The sequence below is a fragment of the Blastocatellia bacterium genome (assembly GCA_016713405.1).
GTDB lineage: Bacteria > Acidobacteriota > Blastocatellia > Chloracidobacteriales > JADJPF01 > JADJPF01.
In genome coordinates, this window is record JADJPF010000020.1 from 381,477 (window position 1) to 403,807 (window position 22,331).

The window sequence follows — 22,331 nt, forward strand, 5'->3', positions numbered from 1 at the left end:
TTAAAATCTCTATCCACATTTAAAAATTAATCCACAAAAGTTATTCTGAAATAAGGAGGTAAAGTAATGATGGCAATAAACTTGCCTACTGTAAGGGCATGGTTTTTTTTAGCACTATTTTTTCTTAGTCCAGCCTTGGTTTGGGCTTTTGATACTACTGGCACAATAACAGGTGTAGTTACTGATTCAAGTGGCGGAGCAATTGGAGGTGCGCAAGTCATAGTTCGCAATGTTGGGACTAATTTAACTCGTGAAACTGTTACTTCAGAGGCAGGGATGTTCCAAGTTGCTCTTCTTCCTGTAGGCGAGTATGAAATAACTGTAGAAGCAGATGGTTTTACTAAAGTACAAACTAAAGCCACATTGCAGATTAATCAAGTTGTACGAACAGATTTTAATTTAATGGTTGCTAATGTAAGTAATGAAATTATTGAAGTTAATGCCGCTGATGCTGTAGCTTTAATTACAGTAGATAACTCAACTCAATCAACTGTAATTGATAATAAGAAAATAGTTGATCTTCCATTAAATGGCCGCAATTTCTTGCAATTAGGTGCTTTAATTCCAGGTGTCGCCTCGGCTGTTGGCGGTGGGGGTGCTGAAGGTGCCACAGAATCAGGAGCTTTTTCTGTTGGTGGTCAAAGAGATAGAGCCGCTAATTTTTATATTGATGGGACTGATAATAACCAAATTATTAACAATAACTCATCTGCAACAGCTAGTGTTGATGCAATACAAGAATTTACCATTTTAACTAGCACTTTTAGTGCTGAATATGGGCGTAATTCTGGTGCTGTAATTAATGTTGTTACTAAATCTGGTACAAACCAAATACATGGCACATTATTTGAGTTTTTGCGAAATGATAAATTTGATGCTAGCAATCTTTTTGATAACGCTGCGGGTCAACCTAAACCAAAGTTTCGTAATAACCAATTTGGTTTTACTTTGGGTGGGCCAATTATTAAAGACAAGACCTTTTATTTTATCAATTATGAAGGTCAGCGTACTCGCGTTGGAAATACGATTTTTACTAATGTTCCAACACTTTTAGAAAGACAAGGCTCTTTTATAGATCCAAATACAGGCCGTCCGGTTCAGCTTAGAGTTGACCCTGTTAGCGCACAATTACTAAACTTTTTCCCATTACCTAATGCTAATACTCAATTTGGCAATTATGCTTCTTCTGAAATTATTAGCTTACGTAGAGATAATGCTATTGCCAAAATTGACCAAAAACTAGGCCCAAATGACCAACTTAGTTTTCGCTATTTAATTAATGACCGAGACACTTTTACACCTGTTTTATCAACTTCTGGTAATGCTCAATCTTCCTCTCAAGTTCCTGGTTTTGGTACTTCCATAGTTGCGCGTGTTCAAAATATTTCTGTAGCAGAAACACATGTTTTTTCTAGTAATGCAGTTAATGAATTTCGCTTTGGCTATAATCGTTTTGTAGATGTACAGTTAGGCATAGATGCTACTAACCCTGCTACACTTGGACTACCTAATGGCAATATGTCTGTTTTAGGTAAAGGAATACCACAGATTTTAATTTCTGGTATTTCTGGAATAGGTAATTCTAACCTATTTCCATTTACTGACAATCTACAAACCTATCAATTTATTGATAATCTGTCTTTTTCTCGTGGACGACATAACTTTAAGACAGGTGTAGATATTAGAAAAAACAAAGTTGATGGTGGCGAGGATTTTAGTTTTGCTGGAACAATTATTTTTGATGGTTCCCAATCTGGTATAAGTGCAACGGCTGATTTTATCCAAGGTACTCCACAAAGTGCTTTTATTGGACGTGGTTTTACCTCTCCAAAAATCCGCTTAAATAATTATTACTTTTATTTCCAAGATGACTTTAAGTTTAACTCTCGTCTTACAATTAATGCAGGTCTGCGCTATGAGTTAAACACTGTTCCAACGGCTTCTAAACGGTTGTTTAATTTTACAACTAGCCGAGGAATCTTTGGCGAATCACTTTATGAAGGCGATCATAATAATTTTGCTCCACGTCTTGGGTTTGCATACAATTTTGGCGACAATAAAACGGTTGTTCGTGGTGGTTTTGGTGTTTTTTATGACTTGCCTTTCCAAAATACTACTTTTAACTTAACTTTTAACCCACCTACTAGCACAATGCTCTTTAACTTTGGCCCATTTCAACCTGGTAGATTAGGGAGCATTTTTAGTGATACCAGCCTTGACCCATCTGGCCCATGCTTTGTCACTATTGACCCTAATTTCCGTAACCCCTATAGCCTTCAATATAATTTAACTTTTCAAAGAGAATTACCTGGAGAAGTTGCTTTTGAAATTGGTTATGTTGGTACACGAGGAGTTAAATTGATTGGCGCACGCGATGTTAATCAAGCTCAATTTTTTCCTGGTGCTAGTGGAGATGATATTTTTGATCGTCGTCCTACTCAACTATCTGGGCTAGATTTTGGTGTTGGTGGTGCTGATATTGTTCAAGAACAACAATCTATGGGGTCATCTGTTTATAATTCATTACAATTAAAAGTTGCTAAACGCTTTAATAATGGCCTAAGCTTCCTTGGTGCTTATACTTATTCAAGTTCTATTGATAACCTTTCAGATATTTTTGGTTTTAAGGGAAGTGCTGCTATTCCTCAAAATTCCAATGACTTACGCTCTGAACGCGGATTTTCTCCTTTTGATATTCGACAACGCTTTACCGTAAGTTACACTTATGAACTTCCATTTGGTAAAGGAAAACGCTTTTTTGCTAATGCAGGTGCTTTAGCCGATAAACTGCTTTCTAATTGGCAAATGAATGGCATTGTAACTTTACAAAGTGGTCAACCATTTACAGTATTTTTAGGGATAGATCAGGCTCTAACAGGTAATCTTTTTGGTGAACAACGCCCAAATAATGTACCAGGTGCTTTTATTCAAACCGATGATGGACGAGTTGTTTTAGCTTCAAATCTGCTAAATTTGGATGGATCTCCTAATTTTGTAGCACTTCAAGCAGCAGGCGTAATTCCTTTACCAGGGCAATTTGGCTCACTTGGACGTAACACTTTTAGAGGGCCAAATTATGAAAACTTTGACTTTTCTTTAACCAAACGCACTTCTTTTACAGATAGTACTGCACTAGAATTTCGTGCAGAGTTCTTTAACCTGTTTAATCATCCTACTTTTGCTTTACCAGATAATAATCTTAGTTCTCCCACTTTTGGGCAATTTTCCCGTACACCTGATGTTGCTGCTGGCTCTCCTAAAATTGCTAGCGGTTCACCTCGTGTAATCCAATTTGGATTAAAGTTAATTTTTTAACTATAAATTTGATACAAGGCTGTTGCTAATAACGCTATTATTAGCAACAGCCTTAAAATATTTATAGGGAGTTCACTTAATGAGTTCAACTAGCGAGCCTTGGCAAATACAAATTAATGACCAAATTTATCAAGCTGATGAGGAACTCTTAAAAATTTGGTTAATAGAAGGAAGAATTAAACCAACTGATAAAATTAGAAAAAATAATCAAGAATGGCTAGAAGTTGCTCAAGTTTTAGTTATACAGCCAGCTAAAAAAGCTAGTGCTATAGCTAGTGCTACACCTACTCCTATAGCTAACATAGAAGTAAGTCGAAGAGATGCAATACTAGAACCTATTTTTTACCGTCCAGAAAACTGGGAAAAATACTCAAGAATTGATTGCCAAAACCATCAAGATGTAATTCCTGCTTATGTTTGCCCAGAATGTGGAGCTAGTTTTTGTCAAGGTTGTGCAAAAGATCATTTAGTAGGCGGGGGTTATAATAAAGCTTGTCAGTGTCAATTTTGTGGTGCTTTATGTAGAGCTTATCCAGAAGTTAGAGAAAAAATCTTACTTTTATTAGAACAAAACTCAAAATCTAGCCTCTCAGACTTAAAAATGGCCTTTCTTTATCCTTTTGGCGTTGGTATAGCACCAATAGCCGTTTTTATTGTTGCCCTAACAATAGGAGGATTTGCTTTTCCTTTTTTTATAGGAATAGGTGTTTTACTTAGAGCTATTACTACTATTACTAGAGATGTTGCATCAGGAAATGTTAAGGCTAGTCCTATGGGTTTTGACTATAGTTCTTTTTTAACAGAGGTGCTTTCTTTTGGAGGATTGGGATTTGGAGTAATTTTAATTAGTTTTTCTCCAATGTTTGCTTTATGTTTTGGTGAGCTAAAAATATTTTCCATTTTAATGCCTTTAGCCGTGATTTGGGGATTTTTTTATTATCCTATTGCCCTACTAGTTGCAGGTGTAACAGAGAGTTTTGCTTCTGTTATTAATCCCCTACTTGGTTTTGAAACTGTTAAACGAATAGGTAAAAGCTATTACAAGCATTTTCTTTATTTACTAGCCTTACAATTGCCAACACAAATTTTTGCTTTTTTAGTAGCTACTTTACTTGTTGAAGGCTCAAAGAACGCTAGAGCATTTCTTAGTTTCTTTATAGTATTGATGTTTTTAGGTTTAATTTTTGCTGCACCTATTTTTTATACAAATTCTGTAATGGCTGCTTTAATTGGTAGAGCTATTTTTAAGTCTGCTGATAGATTAGGAATTCGTACTAATGCAACTACTAAGCTTTAATAAAAGCTTAGAGTGCTTGAAAGTTAATAGTTTAGAACTTAATATTTGATAAGTTTTTAGTTTATTAATCAAAAAGTAAGTTTTTAGGAGAAACTAAAAGTGTCTGGGAGAGAAGCACAAACTCTATTAAAATTTATTCTTTCTCAATATCAAAATAGAGTGATGCTTCAGAGTTATACGGCAAAAACTTTGGTTGACTGCTGCGCCATTTTGTCGGAAATAGTTCCAGAATTAAACTTATCCCCATTAATTATTTTAGGTACTAGTAATTGTGCTGATAGAAAACAACTATTAAATGCTTGCCGTCCTGCTTTAGAAGCAGCACAAAAAACTTTTATTTTATATCATCAAGAATTTCCTATTATTTCTGAAAAAAGCTGGGGAATATTTTTAGATAAAGAAGATAATTTATTAGCTGATTGGTTTTTAGCCGTTCTTACTCCAGAAGTCGCTTATTTAGTTGTTGCACAAACAAATTTTGACTCAAACGAAATTCCTGTTTTACTCTCTTATGACCGAGAAATAGTTAAAGAAACTATTAGTTGGTTAAGCGATCAAATTTCTAATGAAGACAAAGAAAAACTTAGCACAAATCTAGCAGAAATAGAAAAATAACTGTTAGTGCTGCCCAAAAAGAGGCGTGTTTAGTAAAAGTTTTAGAAAAAGTAACTTTTAATCTTAATCGCGCTCCTAATGAATATGAACGCATTGCCCAAGAAATGGAAACTACCCTCTATAAATTAGCTCTTACTAATAGCGAACTTGCTTTGCTTAATAGAATGCTTGAGCTAATTAGCCGCTCATTAGATACTAAGGAAATTTATCAGGGAGTACTTAATGCAGTAGAAGTTGTAGACTTAGAATCAGTAATTATACTTTTACTAGGCGAAGATAAAAAATTTTATGTAGATTTTAATAGCGGAATAGGTGCTGAATTTAGCGAACAAATTTCTAGTATGTTTACTAGTATGTTTACCGATGGTGTACTGCCTAGTGAGTTAGCAATAGTTTATACAGAAGAAGTAGTAAAAAATTTTCCACAGATTGAAAATGTAGTTAAAAATACAGGAGTTCGCACGGTAGTTGTTATTCCGCTTCGTAGTCGTAATTCTACTATTGGTTTAATGCTATTAACATCTAGTTCTCGTCGAATTTTTTCTAGCGAAGACCAAAGGCTTTTAAGCAGTATTGGTTCACAAGTAGGGATTGCTATTGAGAGCGCAATACTTTATGAAAAATCTCAGCGTCTAGCGCGTCAAATGAGTGCATTATTTGAAGTTGGTAAAACTATTAGTTCACATTTAGAAATTAGCCCACTACTAGCTTCTATTGCTGAAAATGCTGGAAAACTTTTAGATGCTGAACATACATTAGTTTCAATAGTATTTTCTGATAAGCAAAGTAACAAAATGGATACAATGGCTGAATGGAGCTTAAACGGTCAATCAAGAGCCGTTAGTCTAGCTAAATATGTGCAAAAAGAAAGCTTAGCTCAAGATATAGACCAAGATGGTAGTAATGATGCTTCATTAATTAGCTTTCCTATTTTTGTTAAGGATCGGTCTTCTTCACAACCTCGATTATTAGGCACTTTTTGTGCGTCAAGAGATGCTAAAAGCAATAGACCTTTTACACAATCAGACCTGGATTTACTTCATAACTTAACTTCACAAGTTTCTATTGCTGTAGAAAATGCAGAACTCTATGCCAAAATCTTAGCTGCTAATGAACAGCTAAGAGAAGCTATCCGCTTAAAAGATGAGCTAGTTTCAATGGTAGCGCATGACTTTCGTTCTCCTTTAACTTCTATACAAGCTTTTAGTGAACTACTTCAAGACCGTGTTTCAGATGATGGAGTAAAAAAACATCTAGCTATTATTAACCGCCAATCTAAACACCTGGCTTCTTTGGCTGCTGACACTTTAACTATGTCCAGGTTAGAATCAGGAAACTTTCCCTTAGACTTTAAGCCATTTAAGGTTAATGAACTTCTTACTTCTTTAATGGAAACCCGAACTACAGATTCAAAAATTGACCTAAAGTTTGAATTTTTGGAGCAGGATATTGAAATTTGGGGAGATGGTCGCCGAATTTATGAAGTAATTGATAACTTAGTTGGTAATGCTATTAAGTATTCTCCTGATGGGGCATATGTTCGAGTTAAGGTTGGGCAAATAAACGAAGGGGTACAAGTTTCAATTATTGATAGAGGTATGGGAATAGCTCCTCAAGATATGTCAAAGTTATTTCAAAAATTTAGTCGTTTAGATAGCGCACGACAACGCCAAATTGCTGGCACTGGCCTTGGACTTTATATTTGCCGAGCTTTTATTGAAGCTCATGGTGGGCAAATTTGGGTTGATAGCGAAGTAGGCAAAGGCTCAGCATTTCATTTTATCCTACCAAAACAAAAAATTTCTGCTAATGAAACAAATCATTAAAAAACAACAAGATAATATTCTTACTCAAGCCAACTCTATTAAACTTATTTTGATGGACTGTGATGGAGTATTAACAGATGGGCAGATTATTTTATTGCCTGATGGCGAAGAAATAAAAAATTTTCATGTCCTAGATGGGCAAGGCGTTGCTTTAGCCAAACAAGCAGGTCTAAAAGTAGGTGTTATTTCTGGTCGTCAATCAAAAGTGCTAACTAGACGCGCAAAAGAAGGCAGTTATGATTTTCTTTTTGACAAAGTGAGCAATAAACTAGCTATATATGAAAATTTACTAGTAGAAACAGGGTTAAAAGACCACGAAATAGCTTTTATTGGAGATGATTTACCAGACATTGCTATTATGTGCCGTGTAGGTTTAGCCATTGCGGTTGCTAATGCAGTTGATGAAGTTAAAAATCAAGCAGATTTGATAACTACTCGTTCAGGTGGTCAAGGAGCAGTTAGAGAAGCTATTGAATTTATCCTAAAATCCCAAGGTCTTTGGCAAGAACTAATAAAGAAATATTAAATTAATTTAATGAGGGGGCCTTCTAATGACAGCATTGCTAGCAAATAGCCTTACAGAAAATGTAAAGCGTACAAAACTAGAAAATGGACTAACTATTTTAACTAAAGAAGTACATACACGCCCAATAGTTGCCGCTATGATTTGGTATCGTGTTGGTGCGCGGGATGAGGAGTTAGGCCAAACAGGTAAATCTCACTTTTTAGAACATATGCTTTTTAAGGGAACAAGCAAATATAAAAAAGGCGAGATTGACCTAATCACTATGCAAAATGGTGGTAGAAATAACGCTTTTACCTGGTTGGACTTTACTGCTTATTACTTTACTTTTGCTAGTGATCGTTGGGAAATTGCACTTGAAATAGAAGCCTCTCGTATTCGTGACACACTTTTTGCGCCTGAAGAGTTTACATCTGAAAAACAAGTAGTCATTGAAGAGCTACAAATAGGTCAGGATGGGCCTTGGGATTCTTTAGAAGAAGAAGTTTGGGCAACAGCTTTTCGCCAACATCCTTATCATAATCCTACTGTAGGCTGGGTTGAAGACCTTCTTGATGCAAGTGTTGAGGATATGAAGGATTATTATGATAAGTGGTATCACCCAAGAAATGCTACTGTTGTCTTAGTTGGAGATTTTCAGACAGAGAAGGCTATAGAAAAAGTTACAAGTTTATTTGGTCAAATTCCCGCCGGCCCTGATCCTATTCGTAAAAAAATAGTTGAACCACCACAAAAAGGGGAGAAGCGAGTTTCTGTAGTAAAACCTACACCAGTAGAACGCCTAATGATAGCCTATCATGCTCCAGAAATTGGACATCCTGATTCTTATCCGTTACAAGTTTTATCAATGATTTTATCGGCTGGCCGACGTTCACGCCTTTATCAAAGACTCCAAGAAGAAGATCGCTCTGTTACTTATGCTCGTAGTTCTTATAATGATCATATTGACCCTACGTTATTTTACTTTCAAGCAGAGCTTAAACCAGGTAAAAAATTAGCAGATGTTGAAGCTAGCATTTTAAGCGTACTTGAAAACTTAAAAGAATCTTTAGTTTCTGAACGTGAACTAGAAAAAGCACGTCGTCAAATTCAATCTAATTTTATTTTAGGAAATGAAGATGTCTTAAACCAAGCTACGCTTTCAGGACAGTTTGAAACCATTGGCTTTCAATTAGAAGGAAAAGAAAATGGCTATGATTACCTAAGCCACTATCTTTCACATATTAATAATGTTACTGCTGAAGAGGTTAGGCGAGTTGCAAGAGAATATTTTACTGAAAAAAATCGCACTGTTGGCTATTTAGTAGCTGATAAAAATAATGTTTCAGATGCTGTAACTACTGATGAATCAATAGAATCTTCATTAGTTCCTGGTGCTGTAGAAAAAGCACTAAATAAAACTAAAATGGCAAGTATTTATAATAATGTAGCCTTTCGGTCACATTTAGATAGTTTTGAGCTTTTAACCCAGTTAACTAAGCGAACGGACACACAAACCTATACACCTGCATTAGATATTGAGCGAGTAGTTTTAGATAATGGGATAGTGCTATTACTAGGGGAAAGCCATAATATTCCAGCTATTTCAATTAATGCAATGGTTAATGCTGGGGCGCGTTATGAGATGGATGAAAAGGCAGGTCTAGCTTCTTTGCTAGGAGATATGCTAGACGAAGGTACTAAAACCAAAGATGCACAAATGCTTGCAGAAGCAATTGAACAAGTAGGTGGGCATCTTCAAACCTTTGGCGGCTATGGTCAAAGTGGAGTGTCTGTTACGGTTTTAACTCCAGATCTAGAGTTAGGCTTAGAACTAGCAGCAGATGTAATGATAAATAGTACAATCCCTAAAGAACGTTTTGAACAACAGAAAGACCGCCGCTTAGCTCAAATTAAAAGCCGGGAAGATGACCCCAGAGTTATAGCGTCTGATACTTTTAATGAACTTGTTTACACTGGACACCCAGCGCATAAGCCCAGACTTGGTTATGAACATACAGTTGCTAATTTAACTACTGAAGATATGCTAGAGTTTTATCATAAATATTTTATTGCTAATAACTCTACGATAGCAATTGTAGGTGATATTAATAAATCAGAAATTAAAGAAAAAGTAGCAAAAGCTTTTTCTAGTTGGAAAGTTGAGCCAAATTTTAAGTTACCAAGTGTTCCAGAAATTCAACGCCAAAACGCTCCAATAAAAAAATTTATTAGCAAAAATAAAGAGCAAATTAATCTATATTTAGGGCATTTAGGGATTAAGCGAAATCACCCAGATTATTATCCTTTAGTAGTTATGGATACAATTTTAGGTAGCTCACCAGGTTTTACTTCTCGAATCCCTAAAATACTACGTGATGAACAAGGACTAGCTTATAGTACATTTAGCAATATTACTGGCTCAGCAGGGCTTGATCCAGGTCGTTTTGTTGCTTATATTGGCACATCTCCAGAAAATCTACGTCTTGCAACTGATGGAATGATGAAGGAAATCTACCGGATTCGTGAGGAAGCAGTTAGCCCAGGCGAGCTAAAAGATGCTATTGACTATTTAACAGGAAGTTTTGTTTTTCACTTTGAAACCAATGCACAAATAGCTGCTTTTATGGTAGAGGCAGAAGTTTTTCAACTAGGTTTTAATCTTTTAACTGATTACCCTACACAAATTCGTGCAGTTACTATTGAGGATGTCCAAAGAGTTGCAAAAGAACATCTTGACCCTGAAAACATGACTCTAGTAGTCGTTGGCCCAATTGATGAAGAAGGAAAGAGCAAAAAATAAAGGTTATTTTATGCAGAAAGAAACAGATTTTGTTGTAATTGGTAGTGGGATTGCTGGGTTAAGAGCCGCAATTGGACTAAGTGAAGGGGGAAGTGTTGTTGTTTTAACAAAAGACCGTGTAAGTGAGTCAAACACAGAATATGCTCAAGGTGGAATTGCTGTAGTTTTAAGCGATGATGATCAGATAGAGTTACATTTTCAAGACACTTTAGAAGCTGGTGCTGGGCTTTGTGACAAGGCAGCCGTTAGAGTGTTAGTTGAAGAAGGCCCAAAATATATTACACAACTAATTAATTGGGGAACTAGTTTTGATAAAAAAGGAGGCAAACTTCTATTTACTAAAGAAGCTGCTCATTCACGACACCGAATCTTACATGCTCATGGTGATTCAACTGGGCGTGAAATTGTTCGAGGCTTACTTGCTCATGCTCGTACAATTGAAAAAATTAAAATTGTCCCTCATGCTGTTACGCTTGACTTAATTACTAATGAGGATCAGGTAGTTGGAGTTAAGTATTTAGATATAGAAAATAATCAGTTATGTCATATTTATGCTAAGGCAATTGTACTAGCGACGGGTGGAGCAGGTCAGCTTTATGCGCATACAACTAATCCAGATGTTGCAACGGGCGATGGGATTGGGATGGCTTATCGTGCTGGAGCAAAGATAGCCGACATGGAATTTGTTCAATTTCATCCAACAGCCTTAAATGTTATGGGCGCACCTAATTTTTTACTTTCTGAAGCAATGAGGGGAGAAGGAGGTTATTTAATTAATAGCGAAGGCAAGCACTTTATGGGTAAATATGATGAACGTGAGGAGCTTGCGCCTAGAGATATTGTTAGCCGTGCTATTGTTTCAGAAATGAGACGAACTGATTCTAAAACAGTTTATTTAGACGTAACACACTTAAAATCCAGTTACTTAAAAGAACGATTCCCCAAGATTTTTCTTACATGCTTAAATTATAACTATGATATTACTAAAGATTTAATCCCTGTTAGCCCGGCTGCCCATTATGTTATGGGTGGTGTACGTACTGACATTATGGGTAGAACTTCACTTTTGGGGCTTTATTCAGCTGGGGAAGTTGCTTCAACAGGAGTTCATGGAGCAAATCGGCTGGCTAGCAATTCCTTACTGGAAGGTTTAGTATTTGGTGCTAGAGCCGCAAAAGCTGTTTTAGAAGATAGCAATAAATTATTAAGCAAAATAAGAAGAGATACGTTAGAAAATAGTCCTGCTGATTATAAACTTAACCAGGCAATTCGAGGTGAGGTTAGCCAAATAATGTGGGAGCAAGTAGGCATTATTCGGGATGCTATTAGGTTGGAAAAAGCTATAGATAAACTAGATGAAATAGCTAAAGAATCTGTTAATTTATTGACACAAAATTATTTAAGTGTAGCTCAAGCAATTACACGAGCAGCATATTTTCGCCAAGAAAGTCGTGGAGGACATTATCGAGAGGACTTTCCTAAATGTAGCAATGATTGGGAGTGTCACACAATTGATCAAATAAAAGAAGGGCTTTCAAAAGAAGCTTTAAGCTAGAAATATAAAATTGTCCTAACAAAATAACTAAGTTATTTTATAGCTAAAGCATACTTAAGAGCATTAGCTGTTTTTGGCTTATGAATATGATAAGATAAAAGCAAATTTTCTAATAAACTTTTGGCATTAAACTTTATCAATAATAAATAATTAAAAGATTTGGAAAAGAGGTTGCCCTATGTCTGTAGAACAGCTACTTAAAAGTGCCAAAGCACTAGGTGCGCAACAGATTTGTTTAGAAGCAGGAAAAACAGCTTTAATTTTGGTAAATGGTAATATTAAAGAGCTTACAAAAACACCTCTTACCCCTTATGATATTTTTAAGCTAATTTCTCCAATAATGCCTGAAGAAAAAAAAGTTGCTTTAGTTGGACAACCTACTACAGAATTTACTTATAAACTTGAAGGAGCAACAGATTTTCAAGTTGTTGTATTAAAAGAAGCTAATGGAATTAAAGTTCTTTTTAGAGATAATAGCAATAAAAGTAATTCTGGTGATTTAGCTGCGTCATTAACTACTACACAACCCTTTACCAAATCAACAACACAATCACTTCCGGCTGTTAATGCACCACAAAGCCAGCCAGCAATGGCAGCAAATTTACCTCCAACAGTGGCTTTACCTGTAGCTAAACCAATAACAGCACAACCTGTTATGGCACAACCTGCTCAACCTGATACTGCTCCATTAGCGTTGCAAACAGCTAAACCAGTGATGGCTCAACCCATTACAGCTAGCCCAGCTACAGGTGTAGCTAGCACAGATGCTACAGCACTTTTAGACGAGCAACAACGAGCCGCCTTAGCTCAAGGTCGTCCACCTGACCCACGACCACCTTTACCTACACCTCCAAAAGCACAACCATTTGCAGCACTTCCAGCTATACCTCCACCGTCTACACCTATTACTCCTGTATCGGCTGCTAGCGTATTGTCTACTAGTGGTTCTATTACTGGGACAATGACGGGATTTAATCGTACTGGATTTGGCATTAATACGGAACGTCAAAAACTTAGACAAGATATAGATAAACTGCTAGAACGTACATTAAAAATGCGTGGCTCAGACCTACACGTTGCTACAGGCGCACCACCAATTGTTAGACGCTTTGGAACCTTAATGCGTGTGGAGGGAGAAATTTTAGAAATAGAGAAAGCACGCGCAATAGTTAGGGAAATTTTAACTGATGAACAATTTCGCCAATTTGAAAAAACTGGTGACTTAGATTTTAGTTATGAAGTAATAGGTGTTGGCCGTTTTCGGGGAAATGTCCTAAGACAAAACCGAGGTATTGACTTAACTTTTCACGTTGTCCCAGCAGAAATTATGTCCCCCGAAACCTTAGGACTACCTCCATTAGTTCGTGAATTAACCCACTTTCACCAAGGGTTAATTTTAATTACAGGTGCTGCTGGACAAGGTAAATCTACTACCATATCTTCTTTAGTTGATGTAATTAACAGCGAGCGAGCTTTACATATTCTTACTGTAGAAGATCCTATAGAATTTGTACATCCTATCGATAAAAAAGCTATTGTTAATCAACGTGAAGTAGGGCGACATACTAAATCCTTTGCCAATGCTTTACGTGCAGCACTACGCGAAGATCCAGATGTAATTGTAGTTGGAGAAATGCGAGATTTAGAGACAATTTCTTTGGCTGTAACTGCCTCTGAAACAGGACATTTGGTAATGGGGACTTTAATGACTTCTAGCGCACATCAAACAGTAGACCGTATTTTAGAATCATTTCCTCCAGCACAACAAAACCAAATTCGAGCAATGCTTTCTGATTCACTTCGTGCCGTTATTTCACAACGCCTGTTGCCAATGACAGATAATAGCGGAATGGTATTAGCAGCAGAAATTTTACTAGGCACACCTGCTGTAGCTAATTTAATTAGAGAAAAGAAAACATTCCAAATTCCAAGCATAATACAAACTAACCGACATTTAGGAATGAGAAGAATGGATGATGCTTTACTAGAATTAGTACAAGCAGGTAAGGTTAACCCACAGAAAGCACTAGATTTTGCTTTTGATAAAAAGGCTTTTGAAGCATCTATTAAACGTATTTAAGGAAATAAAAAAGGGAAAGAAATATGGCACAAATAGATCATCTTTTTCGGGAAACATTACGCCAAGGTGCTTCAGACCTGCATATGGTAATTGGACGACCTCCAATGTTAAGAGTACGAGGAGATTTAGTTCCAACCACATTTCCTGTATTAACTGCTAAACATAGCAGAGACTTAATTTATGAGATCTTAAATCCAGAGCAAAGAGATAGAATTGAAAACCATTTGGATTTAGATTTTGCTTATGAGTTAGAATCTGTTGCACGTTTTCGCGCCAATATCTTTTTTCAACATCGCGGCATGGGGGCTGTATTTCGTTTAATTCCAGAAAAAGTTCTAACACTTGAGCAATTAAATATGCCTTCGGTGCTAAAAAAAATAGCTGATATGCGTTCAGGGCTAGTTTTAGTAACCGGGCCAACAGGTAGCGGTAAATCTACTACCTTAGCAGCAATGATCAATTATATTAATGAAACTCGTGAAGCTCATATTCTGTCTATTGAAGACCCTATAGAATTTGTTCATCAAAATAAACGGGCTTTACTTACCCAAAGAGAAGTTGGAACACATACAGAAAACTTTAATGTAGCTTTGAAAGTTGCCGGACGACAAGACCCAGATATTGTGCTAGTAGGGGAATTACGCGATTTAGAAACAATTTCCTTAGCTTTAACACTGTCTTCTTTTGGGATTTTGGTTTTTGGAACCTTGCACACCAATAGTGCTATGAAAACAGTAGATCGAATCATTGATGTCTATCCACCTGAAGAACAACCACAAATTCGGGCTATGCTTTCTGATGCTGTAAGAGGTGTAATAGCTCAACAACTAGTGCAAACAGCAGATAAAAAATCGCGTGTAGCTTCAGTTGAAATCTTAGTTGGTAGTCCTGCCCTAGCAAATATTATTCGAGAAGGAAAAACCAATCTTATAGTTTCTTATATGCAGTCAGGTGCAGCGGATGGGATGCAAACTATGGATCAGGCATTGATTAAACTTGTGCAAGAAGGGCGTATTTCATTAGAAAATGCACTAGAAAAATGTCAAGATCGTAATTTAGTTCAATCTAAAGTTAAAGGATTAAACTAATTTTGCTATTATGAAAACTACGGCAGTACGTATCTTAGACCAGTTAAAAATAGATTATGAGTTACGAGAATATCAAGTTAATGAAGATGAACTTGATGCTCAAACTGTAGCAAACAAAATAAATTGGCCGGCAGAAAAGGTTTTTAAGACTTTAGTTGCACGTTCAACTAGGGGTTCCGTAGTAATGGCTTGTATTCCAGCTACTTGCGAGTTAAATTTGAAATCCTTGGCCCAATTAATTAAAGATAAAAAAGTAGAGTTAGTTCCAGTAAAAGAAATACAATCCTTAACAGGTTATATTCGTGGTGGGGTTTCGCCTCTAGCAACAAAAAAAAGCTATCCTTTATACTTAGATATTAGTGCAGTAAGCCACGACAAAATAAGTATTAGTGCTGGACGACGTGGACTACAAATGCTACTGGCACCAAAAGATTTACAAAATATAACTAAAGCAATACTAGCAAAGTTAACTAATGAGTAATGTAGTAGCAATTAAAATTAACTATATAAATATGATAATTAGCAAGTTTAATAAATTGTAAATAAATTTTCTGTTAAGTTTTTCTTTAAAGTTTATAGTGCGATTTCTTCTAACATTTATTATAATGACTAGTAATTTGGCTTTTCTGCATTTCATAAGACAAACTTTTAATATTAAGATACTTAAAGATTATTTATTTTTAATAAAAATTTAGGCTAGGCTTTCAACCACAAGGAAATGTTTATGTAATTATGCTTTATGTGTAATTATGTAGAGCTTTTTCTAGTGAAAATATTAGTCCTTATTGTTAACAATAGTTGTTGCTTATCTGCTTGCAATTCTGAGGAGAAGCCAATATGTTCGTTAAATTGAAGTATCTCAATGGAACACATCCGGGCAGTACCAAAGAGTTTACCCAATCAATAATAAAAGTTGGGCGCGCTCCTAGCTGTGATTTTGCTCTTTATGATAATACAGGGCGACACTCAATTGCTTCTCGGGTTCATGCAGAATTGCGTTGTGAGGACAACGAACTCTTTATTTATGACCTAAATAGCAGCAATGGAACTTTTGTTAATGGTGAGCGAATTAGAAAAGTAGCATTAAAAAATGGAGATATGCTTACTTTTGGCCCAGATGGGCTAGAACTCCAAGTTAATTTCCTTATTTCCTCTAAAGACGAAACAGAATTTCTTGCTTCTTGTCCTTTATTTCAAGACCTACCTTGGGAAGTGCTTTATGAAATTACCCGGCGTGGTGATATTAAACACATGCCTGCTAATAGCTACCTTTTTAGACTTGGAGAAACTTGTACAACCGTTTATGTAATTTATAGCGGATTAGTAGAAATTTCTACTGTACGGGATTCTAGCGGGCGGCTTACTATTGTAGGGTTTTTAGCTAGTGGTGAGTCACTAGGAGAATCCCTAGCTATAATTGCAGGCAAACATCGTACAGAAGCTAGAGTAGAAGAAGCAGCAGAAATTTTTACATTAGATGCTGAAGCTTTACAAGAATTGATCCAAACTATTCCAGCCTTTGCACTTAAGTTTACTTCTGCCCTATGTCATAAGCTAGCTGCTAGTGAAGGGCAATTACAATCACGACATAGCAAACGACATTTACAAGGCGATTTACAATACTTTGACTTAGCTACTATTGTTCAAACTCTTAATGGGCTGCGTGAAACAGGTGTTTTAATGCTTTATCCAAAAACAGATAATGATGTTGGTGGTAGTGGAGTAATAGGAATGCTACCATTTGCAAGAATATATTTTGAAAGCGGAGAAGCACGCTATATAAAATTAGGTTCACGTGGTGGGGAAGAAGGGTTTTATCAGCTTTTCCAAATGCCTTTAGCTGGAACATTTACCTTCCTTCAACAAGATTTACCAGAAGATATGGTTACTACTGATCCTATTCGTATGCCAACTATGAACTTGCTTTTAGAAGCTCACCGCTTACAAGATGAGCTAGAAAGTTTTAAGAACAAACTTCCAGATCTTACTGCTACTTTTCGACCTCTAGTAGAAGAGCTAAATTGGTCAGAAGGAGAAACTGGCACCTATGCCAATCAAATTTGGTCATTAATTTTAGGCGGTTCAACACTTTGTGAAATTCTAGGAAAAACTGATTGTAGTAATTTTACTGCTTATAGACTTATATTAGAAATGATTACTAATAATCAAATTAGTGATGAAAAATTACCTGCTGATATGTTGATTTCTACTAAAACTATTAGAGTAATGGCTACTCACAGAGAAGAATAAAAAATAATTTATTTCCTTTAAGTAAATAGGGTTAAGTATTCTGAGAAGTACTTAACCCTATTTATTTAATCCATTGTTTCCCAAAAAAATCCTTCTACTGGAAATTCTGCACTTAGGATTTCATAAGCTAAATTAAACTTAGCATTGTTATGTAATGCCATTAATTTATAAGAATGTGGTGTGGTTGGACTAGCAAAATTTATATCAAATAAAGGGTTACGCCCAAATAATTCTACTTGATTCTTTTTTACTAAAAACCCTCCACCTATAGTAAAAAATTCCAAGTAGAAATCATTGCTATTTGCTCCTAGGACTTGATTTACATAAGTTCGTAGTTTACCTAAAGCCATTGTGCTATCTTTAGCATCACCTGGCAAAACACAAAGAAAAGTGCGGTCTACTAAAGAAATTAATAACCATTGATATTGTGGGCGTTGTTGTTGTTTTAGTTCACCTGTTCCAGCAAAAGCAATTGAAAGGCTAAATTTATCTTTAGGTTGGATGGATTGAACTTTCTTTAGCTCTACTTTAAGTAAATTACTATTGTTTTCTATTTGTCCTAAGTAGTTGACTACCATTTCTTGTAAGGGTTGTATATCAAAACTACCAGCATAGTTGCTTTTATATTCCAAGACTTGTTGCCAAATATTCTCTAAAATAGAAGGAAAAATAAGTAATTTTTCTTGTTCTTGTAATTTTAAGAATACTTGCTCAGCTAATCTACGGCTAGACATTATATTATGGATAATAAGCCGTCTACGGCTTTGCCTCATTAAAGATAATGCCTTTAGCAAGTTAAGATTGTTATCTTTTGACTGACCTAGAAAGCCTTGATAAAACTCTAAAAACACTTGGCAATCATGCTCAGATAATGGGGTGTCGTAATATTTGTTTAGTTCTCTACTCACGTTTTTTTGTTTGGGCAGTTAAAGTATCAATTTATTTAATAGATATAATAGACAAGCCCTAAAGGACTTGTCTATTGTCAGAAGCCCCAAAGGGGCTTAAGAAGTAAGAACCTTTTATAACCTTTGAGTGCCACAGAGTAGCACTTGATAGTAGGCTAGTCCTTTAGGGCTAGCCTACTATTTAGCCAAATAACCTTGCCTTGTAATTGTTGAAAGATTTTTCTTACCAACAATTTTTACTTCTATTTGTCTAAACTTACCATCATTATTATTATTAGGCTCATAGATTATTACATATTGATTACGTAGAAAATCAGTTACTAGCTTAAAAGCTTTAGTTAAAGCTTCTGTGTTATCAGGGAAAAAACCTCTCCTCCAGTATCACGACAGAGCCTTTTAAGTTCTATATCGTCTAAATTATAATAAGGCGTTCCTTCAACTCGAAATACTGACCCGCCTTTAGTGCTTAAAGCATAAATTGTTGTTTGTGTGCGTTGGGCAATTGAAATAGTTTGCGCTAAGGTGTGTTTGCTATTAGTGTCTGCTCCATCAGTAATAATTACTAGTACTCGTCTTCGGGAACTAGTACGAGACATATTTTCCCGACAAATCTTATGAACAGCATCATAAAGACTGGTTTGTCCATTTGCAACTTTAATTTGATCTAGCGTTTGGGAAATTTCTGACAAATTATTAGTAAAGTCATTGCGCACTTCTACTTTAGTATCAAAAGTAACAAAAGCAATACGGTCTTTTTCTGTTTTTAGTACAGAGGCAAGAAATTGTTTAATAGCAATTCTTTCAAACTCTAATTTATTACGAATACTAGTAGAAGTATCCATTAAAACAGCAACATTTAGGGGCAGATTTGATTGTGAGTGAAATTCTATGATTTGTTGTTGGTCATTATTTTCTAAAACTCGGAAATTATCTCTTTTTAAGTCTGGAACAAACTTGCCTTTTTCATCAAAAACAGTTACAGGTAAAGCAATATTTACAGTAGTAATTTTAATTACTGCGTCTTCGTCTTCTTCATTATTAATAGCTACATCAGGTGATTGGCTAAAGGCAGTATTGACAGGGCTTAATAATAAAAATAAAGATAATAAGAGTAATTTTTTCATAAATTTCCCAATATTAAGAATACTAACTTTTTGACACTTTGATGTTACAAATTTAATTAATAGTTGTCGCTTTATTAATTTGAGTTGATATAAGGGCAATTAAAATTATTTTGGTGTAGCAGAATTATTAGGCGAAACTTTGCACCTTGTCAATGTCAATAATAGATAGAAATTTTGTTAATTCTTCTGGCAGTGGGCAAGAAAATTCTTGATATTCTTTTGTTATAGGATGAGTAAAAGCTAATTTAGCTGCATGGAGAAAATGTCTATTTAAGTTATTGATAGTTGCTACTAATTTATTATTTTTTAGTTGGTTAATACGACCTGAGCCATAAACCTCATCTCCTACAACAGCATGTTTAATATGTGCTAAGTGTACTCGAATTTGATGTGTCCGGCCTGTTTTTATTTCTACATTTAATAGCGCAAAGTCTGACCATTGTTTAACTACTTTGTAGCAAGACCAGGCAGGCCGTCCCCTTTGAGGTAAAACCGTCATTTTAGTTCGTTGGTTTGGATGTCGTCCAATTGGAAGATCAATTATTTCTGTTTTAGCTTTCATTTGACCATAAACTAAAGCTATATATTCTTTTTTTACTTTTCGTGTAGCAAACTGCTCAGTTAAATGTTGATGGCAACTATCGGTTTTTGCTACTACCATCAGCCCAGAAGTATCGCGATCTAAACGATGAACTATGCCAGGTCTTAAGGCTACTCCACTATGATTAGTAGTATTAAGATAAGCTACAAGCCCATTAGCTAATGTTCCGCGCTCAATGCCTGCTGCTGGATGTACAACTAAACCCGCAGGCTTGTTTAATACAAGTAATTCACTATCTTCATAAACAATATTTAACTCCATTGGTTCTGGAATTATTTCTGTAACCGGGGGCAGGGGCAGTTCTACTTCTATTTCATCATTTTCTCTAATTCGATAACTAGCTTTAGTAGCTTTACCATTTACTAGTACATCTACATTGCTAATTTGACGGTGTAATTGTGTACGACTAAAGGGAAGGTTTAAGGCTAAATATTGGTCAAGACGTTGACCAATATCTTCATTTACAACAGTTAAATTTACGATTTCAGCTAAAATATTTTGTTGTGAGATTTTATTAACTCCAGATCTAAGAATTATTTACTAGGTTTAATTGTGCTTTCATTAACGTTTTTAGGATTATAAACAATATCTATTGTTAATCCTTCTTTGTAATTTTCTGCTAAGTCAAAAACAGTTTCAGTTGTTTGATAGTTTGTGTTGTTAACTGTGTAACTATAAGAAACTAGCCAAGGATGCTTGCGATTTACCCTAACACTTTTGTCTTGAATGATTTTGGTAATCTTTGCAGTTGAACTAGTGCCAATTGCCAACAATTTTTTCTTCTTTTTAAGGCTAGCCAATCTAGTAACAGCTAAAATTAGTGATATAGTAGTTATTACTAGTCCAACACGAAGAAACATAAGCCCAATTTGTGGGGGATAAAAAACTGTAGCTAAAATAGCTCCAGTAATAGAAAATACTATTCCTAATATCCATAATACTAAAGCAATAACTCCAATAGGTCGCGCTAAAAATTCGCGCAGAGGAAACATTATGGTTTTTCTCCTATGGGTTCAGTTGGGGTAATTGGTAATTGGCCTGATTTTTTCCATTGCCAGTATTTATAAATAAAAAGAATAATTGCAATAGGAAAAATTGTACCTGCAATTAGCTGGGAAGTTGATAGACTAAGTAGTCCACCTCTAGGATCATCTCGGAAAAATTCAATAGTAAATCTTGCTACTGCATAAATAGATAAATAACTAAGAATTACTTGACCTCGGAATTTACGATACTTTAATAAATAAAGTAAAAATATAGTAACAAAAAACATTGTTATTGATTCATAAAGTTGAACAGGGTGCAAATGCACTTCAATTGGTACTCCAGTAAGCTCATGCGCTCGTTGAGTAAATTTAACTCCAATCCAATAATCAGTAGGTTTACCCCAACAACAGCCAGCAGAAAAACAACCCAACCGCCCAGAAAATTGACCAAGTGCAATGCCAGGTGCGCAAATATCTGCTAAACTCCACCATGGAATTTTATAGCGACGTGCTAAAAGGAAACTTGCAGTAAAAGACCCTAGAAACCCACCATAAAAAACGCCTCCTGAGCGCAAGAAATCTATTCTTAGAAGTAATCCTGGGTCTTGAACAAAAACATGCCATTCTGTAATAACTAGTAAAAGCTTTGAACCAACAAGCTCTGCTAAGAGCATATAAAGGCCAATATCATAAATTTTATTGCGGTCATAGCCCTCACGCGCTCCAAGTGTTGCTGCAAGCCAAAGTCCACCTAAAAATGATAATGCTAGCAACACTCCATAGGTGTTTATCGCAAAATCAAGGCCAGGAATACGAAAAAGTTCAGGAAACACTTACAAAATCCTCTCTATTGTTTTACTTCATTTGACTGAGGTAAAGTTTCTTTAGTTTCTAGTAGTATATCAACACTAAGTAAAAATGCTCCAGCACAAATTGCTACATCAGCAATATTAAATGTGGGCCAATGATAATCACCTAAATAAACTTCTATAAAGTCTATAACCACTTGTAAATGAAGGCGATCCAATAAATTACCAACTATGCCACCTAAAACAAGCATTAGTGATATTAAAAATAGTCGTTTATTGCTAGGTGATGTACTAACAAAATAAATTACTAAACTAATAGCAATAAATGAGATAGCAGATAATAGCCAAACTTTCCAATTGCCGTTGGTTTCAGAAAGTATTCCAAAGGCAATCCCAGCGTTTTCTGTATAACTTAGCTTAAAAAGGTTGTCTATTACATGCACATCAGGCTTAGAACGTAAATTATTGTAAGCCCAATACTTAGTTATTTGATCAAGCGAAATTACTAGTAGAGACAAAGGTAAATACTTAAGTATTTGTTTCAAAGTCCCTCCATAATTTTAAGAAATTTT

The 22,331-nt window shown here is 35.5% G+C and carries 17 protein-coding genes; 11 read left to right on the plus strand and 6 right to left on the minus strand.

All coding sequences use genetic code 11. From position 1 onward, the window contains the following. Nucleotides 1-66: 66 nt before the first annotated feature. The 11 genes from IPK14_20005 (at nt 67) to IPK14_20055 (ending at nt 17,331) form a co-directional block, all read left to right on the plus strand. Nucleotides 67-3,315 carry a TonB-dependent receptor gene (locus tag IPK14_20005; GenBank protein MBK7995571.1) on the plus strand — a complete coding sequence of 1,083 codons (3,249 nt, stop codon included), beginning with the start codon at nt 67-69 and terminating at the stop codon, nt 3,313-3,315. A 79-nt stretch (nt 3,316-3,394) separates the two neighbouring features. Then, nucleotides 3,395-4,612 carry a hypothetical protein gene (locus IPK14_20010; protein ID MBK7995572.1) on the plus strand — a complete coding sequence of 406 codons (1,218 nt, stop codon included), beginning with the start codon at nt 3,395-3,397 and terminating at the stop codon, nt 4,610-4,612. Nucleotides 4,613-4,711: 99 nt separating this feature from the next. Next, on the plus strand, nt 4,712-5,227 hold the full coding sequence (locus tag IPK14_20015) for a hypothetical protein (protein MBK7995573.1): 516 nt from the start codon (nt 4,712-4,714) through the stop codon (nt 5,225-5,227). Between the two features lie 104 nt (nt 5,228-5,331). After that, a complete protein-coding gene (locus IPK14_20020; GenBank protein ID MBK7995574.1) occupies nt 5,332-7,053 on the plus strand; it encodes a GAF domain-containing protein in 1,722 nt (573 codons plus the stop codon). Then, nucleotides 7,037-7,579 (plus strand): HAD-IIIA family hydrolase, encoded by a 543-nt coding sequence (locus IPK14_20025; GenBank protein ID MBK7995575.1) that lies wholly within the window; start codon nt 7,037-7,039, stop codon nt 7,577-7,579. The genes IPK14_20020 and IPK14_20025 overlap by 17 nt, the downstream gene beginning before the upstream one ends. Nucleotides 7,580-7,604: 25 nt before the next feature. Beyond that, complete coding sequence (locus IPK14_20030) at nt 7,605-10,358, plus strand: insulinase family protein (GenBank protein ID MBK7995576.1); 2,754 nt, start codon at nt 7,605-7,607, stop codon at nt 10,356-10,358. 10 nt (nt 10,359-10,368) lie between these two features. Beyond that, nucleotides 10,369-11,913, plus strand: a complete 1,545-nt coding sequence (gene nadB / locus IPK14_20035) for an L-aspartate oxidase (GenBank protein MBK7995577.1) — start codon at nt 10,369-10,371, stop codon at nt 11,911-11,913. A 961-nt stretch (nt 11,914-12,874) separates the two neighbouring features. Next, the gene (locus tag IPK14_20040; GenBank protein ID MBK7995578.1) at nt 12,875-13,993 is read left to right on the plus strand and encodes a type IV pilus twitching motility protein PilT; all 1,119 of its coding nucleotides are present in this window, start codon (nt 12,875-12,877) and stop codon (nt 13,991-13,993) included. Between the two features lie 23 nt (nt 13,994-14,016). Beyond that, nucleotides 14,017-15,081, plus strand: a complete 1,065-nt coding sequence (locus IPK14_20045; protein ID MBK7995579.1) for a type IV pilus twitching motility protein PilT — start codon at nt 14,017-14,019, stop codon at nt 15,079-15,081. Nucleotides 15,082-15,091: 10 nt separating this feature from the next. Then, nucleotides 15,092-15,562: a Cys-tRNA(Pro) deacylase gene (gene ybaK / locus IPK14_20050; protein ID MBK7995580.1), complete on the plus strand. Its 471-nt coding sequence runs from the start codon at nt 15,092-15,094 to the stop codon at nt 15,560-15,562. Nucleotides 15,563-15,918: 356 nt separating this feature from the next. Continuing rightward, nucleotides 15,919-17,331: an FHA domain-containing protein gene (locus IPK14_20055; protein ID MBK7995581.1), complete on the plus strand. Its 1,413-nt coding sequence runs from the start codon at nt 15,919-15,921 to the stop codon at nt 17,329-17,331. Nucleotides 17,332-17,396: 65 nt separating this feature from the next. Here IPK14_20055 and IPK14_20060 read toward each other — a convergent pair whose 3' ends face one another. The 6 genes from IPK14_20060 to lspA all read right to left on the minus strand — a co-directional run bounded on the left by IPK14_20060 (nt 17,397) and on the right by lspA (nt 22,304). Continuing rightward, nucleotides 17,397-18,239: a hypothetical protein gene (locus IPK14_20060; protein MBK7995582.1), complete on the minus strand. Its 843-nt coding sequence runs from the start codon at nt 18,237-18,239 to the stop codon at nt 17,397-17,399. Nucleotides 18,240-18,577: 338 nt separating this feature from the next. After that, complete coding sequence (locus IPK14_20065) at nt 18,578-19,363, minus strand: VWA domain-containing protein (protein MBK7995583.1); 786 nt, start codon at nt 19,361-19,363, stop codon at nt 18,578-18,580. A gap of 127 nt (nt 19,364-19,490) precedes the next feature. After that, on the minus strand, nt 19,491-20,459 hold the full coding sequence (locus IPK14_20070) for an RluA family pseudouridine synthase (protein ID MBK7995584.1): 969 nt from the start codon (nt 20,457-20,459) through the stop codon (nt 19,491-19,493). 38 nt (nt 20,460-20,497) lie between these two features. Continuing rightward, nucleotides 20,498-20,956 (minus strand): DUF3592 domain-containing protein, encoded by a 459-nt coding sequence (locus IPK14_20075; GenBank protein MBK7995585.1) that lies wholly within the window; start codon nt 20,954-20,956, stop codon nt 20,498-20,500. After that, a complete protein-coding gene (locus tag IPK14_20080; GenBank protein ID MBK7995586.1) occupies nt 20,956-21,783 on the minus strand; it encodes a prolipoprotein diacylglyceryl transferase in 828 nt (275 codons plus the stop codon). The genes IPK14_20075 and IPK14_20080 overlap by 1 nt, the downstream gene beginning before the upstream one ends. A 14-nt stretch (nt 21,784-21,797) precedes the next feature. After that, a complete protein-coding gene (gene lspA / locus IPK14_20085; GenBank protein ID MBK7995587.1) occupies nt 21,798-22,304 on the minus strand; it encodes a signal peptidase II in 507 nt (168 codons plus the stop codon). Nucleotides 22,305-22,331 lie beyond the last annotated feature (27 nt).

What these genes read in the sequence shown, in the direction of transcription:
- IPK14_20030 (MBK7995576.1), top strand. Translation starts at nt 7,605, where the DNA reads ATGACAGCATTGCTAGCAAATAGCCTTACAGAAAATGTAAAGCGTACA.
- nadB (MBK7995577.1), top strand. Translation starts at nt 10,369, where the DNA reads ATGCAGAAAGAAACAGATTTTGTTGTAATTGGTAGTGGGATTGCTGGG.
- ybaK (MBK7995580.1), top strand. Translation starts at nt 15,092, where the DNA reads ATGAAAACTACGGCAGTACGTATCTTAGACCAGTTAAAAATAGATTAT.
- IPK14_20010 (MBK7995572.1), top strand. Translation starts at nt 3,395, where the DNA reads ATGAGTTCAACTAGCGAGCCTTGGCAAATACAAATTAATGACCAAATT.
- IPK14_20025 (MBK7995575.1), top strand. Translation starts at nt 7,037, where the DNA reads ATGAAACAAATCATTAAAAAACAACAAGATAATATTCTTACTCAAGCC.
- IPK14_20020 (MBK7995574.1), top strand. Translation starts at nt 5,332, where the DNA reads ATGGAAACTACCCTCTATAAATTAGCTCTTACTAATAGCGAACTTGCT.
- IPK14_20065 (MBK7995583.1), bottom strand. Translation starts at nt 19,363, where the DNA reads ATGAAAAAATTACTCTTATTATCTTTATTTTTATTATTAAGCCCTGTC.
- IPK14_20045 (MBK7995579.1), top strand. Translation starts at nt 14,017, where the DNA reads ATGGCACAAATAGATCATCTTTTTCGGGAAACATTACGCCAAGGTGCT.
- IPK14_20075 (MBK7995585.1), bottom strand. Translation starts at nt 20,956, where the DNA reads ATGTTTCCTCTGCGCGAATTTTTAGCGCGACCTATTGGAGTTATTGCT.
- IPK14_20055 (MBK7995581.1), top strand. Translation starts at nt 15,919, where the DNA reads ATGTTCGTTAAATTGAAGTATCTCAATGGAACACATCCGGGCAGTACC.
- IPK14_20040 (MBK7995578.1), top strand. Translation starts at nt 12,875, where the DNA reads ATGACGGGATTTAATCGTACTGGATTTGGCATTAATACGGAACGTCAA.
- IPK14_20005 (MBK7995571.1), top strand. Translation starts at nt 67, where the DNA reads ATGATGGCAATAAACTTGCCTACTGTAAGGGCATGGTTTTTTTTAGCA.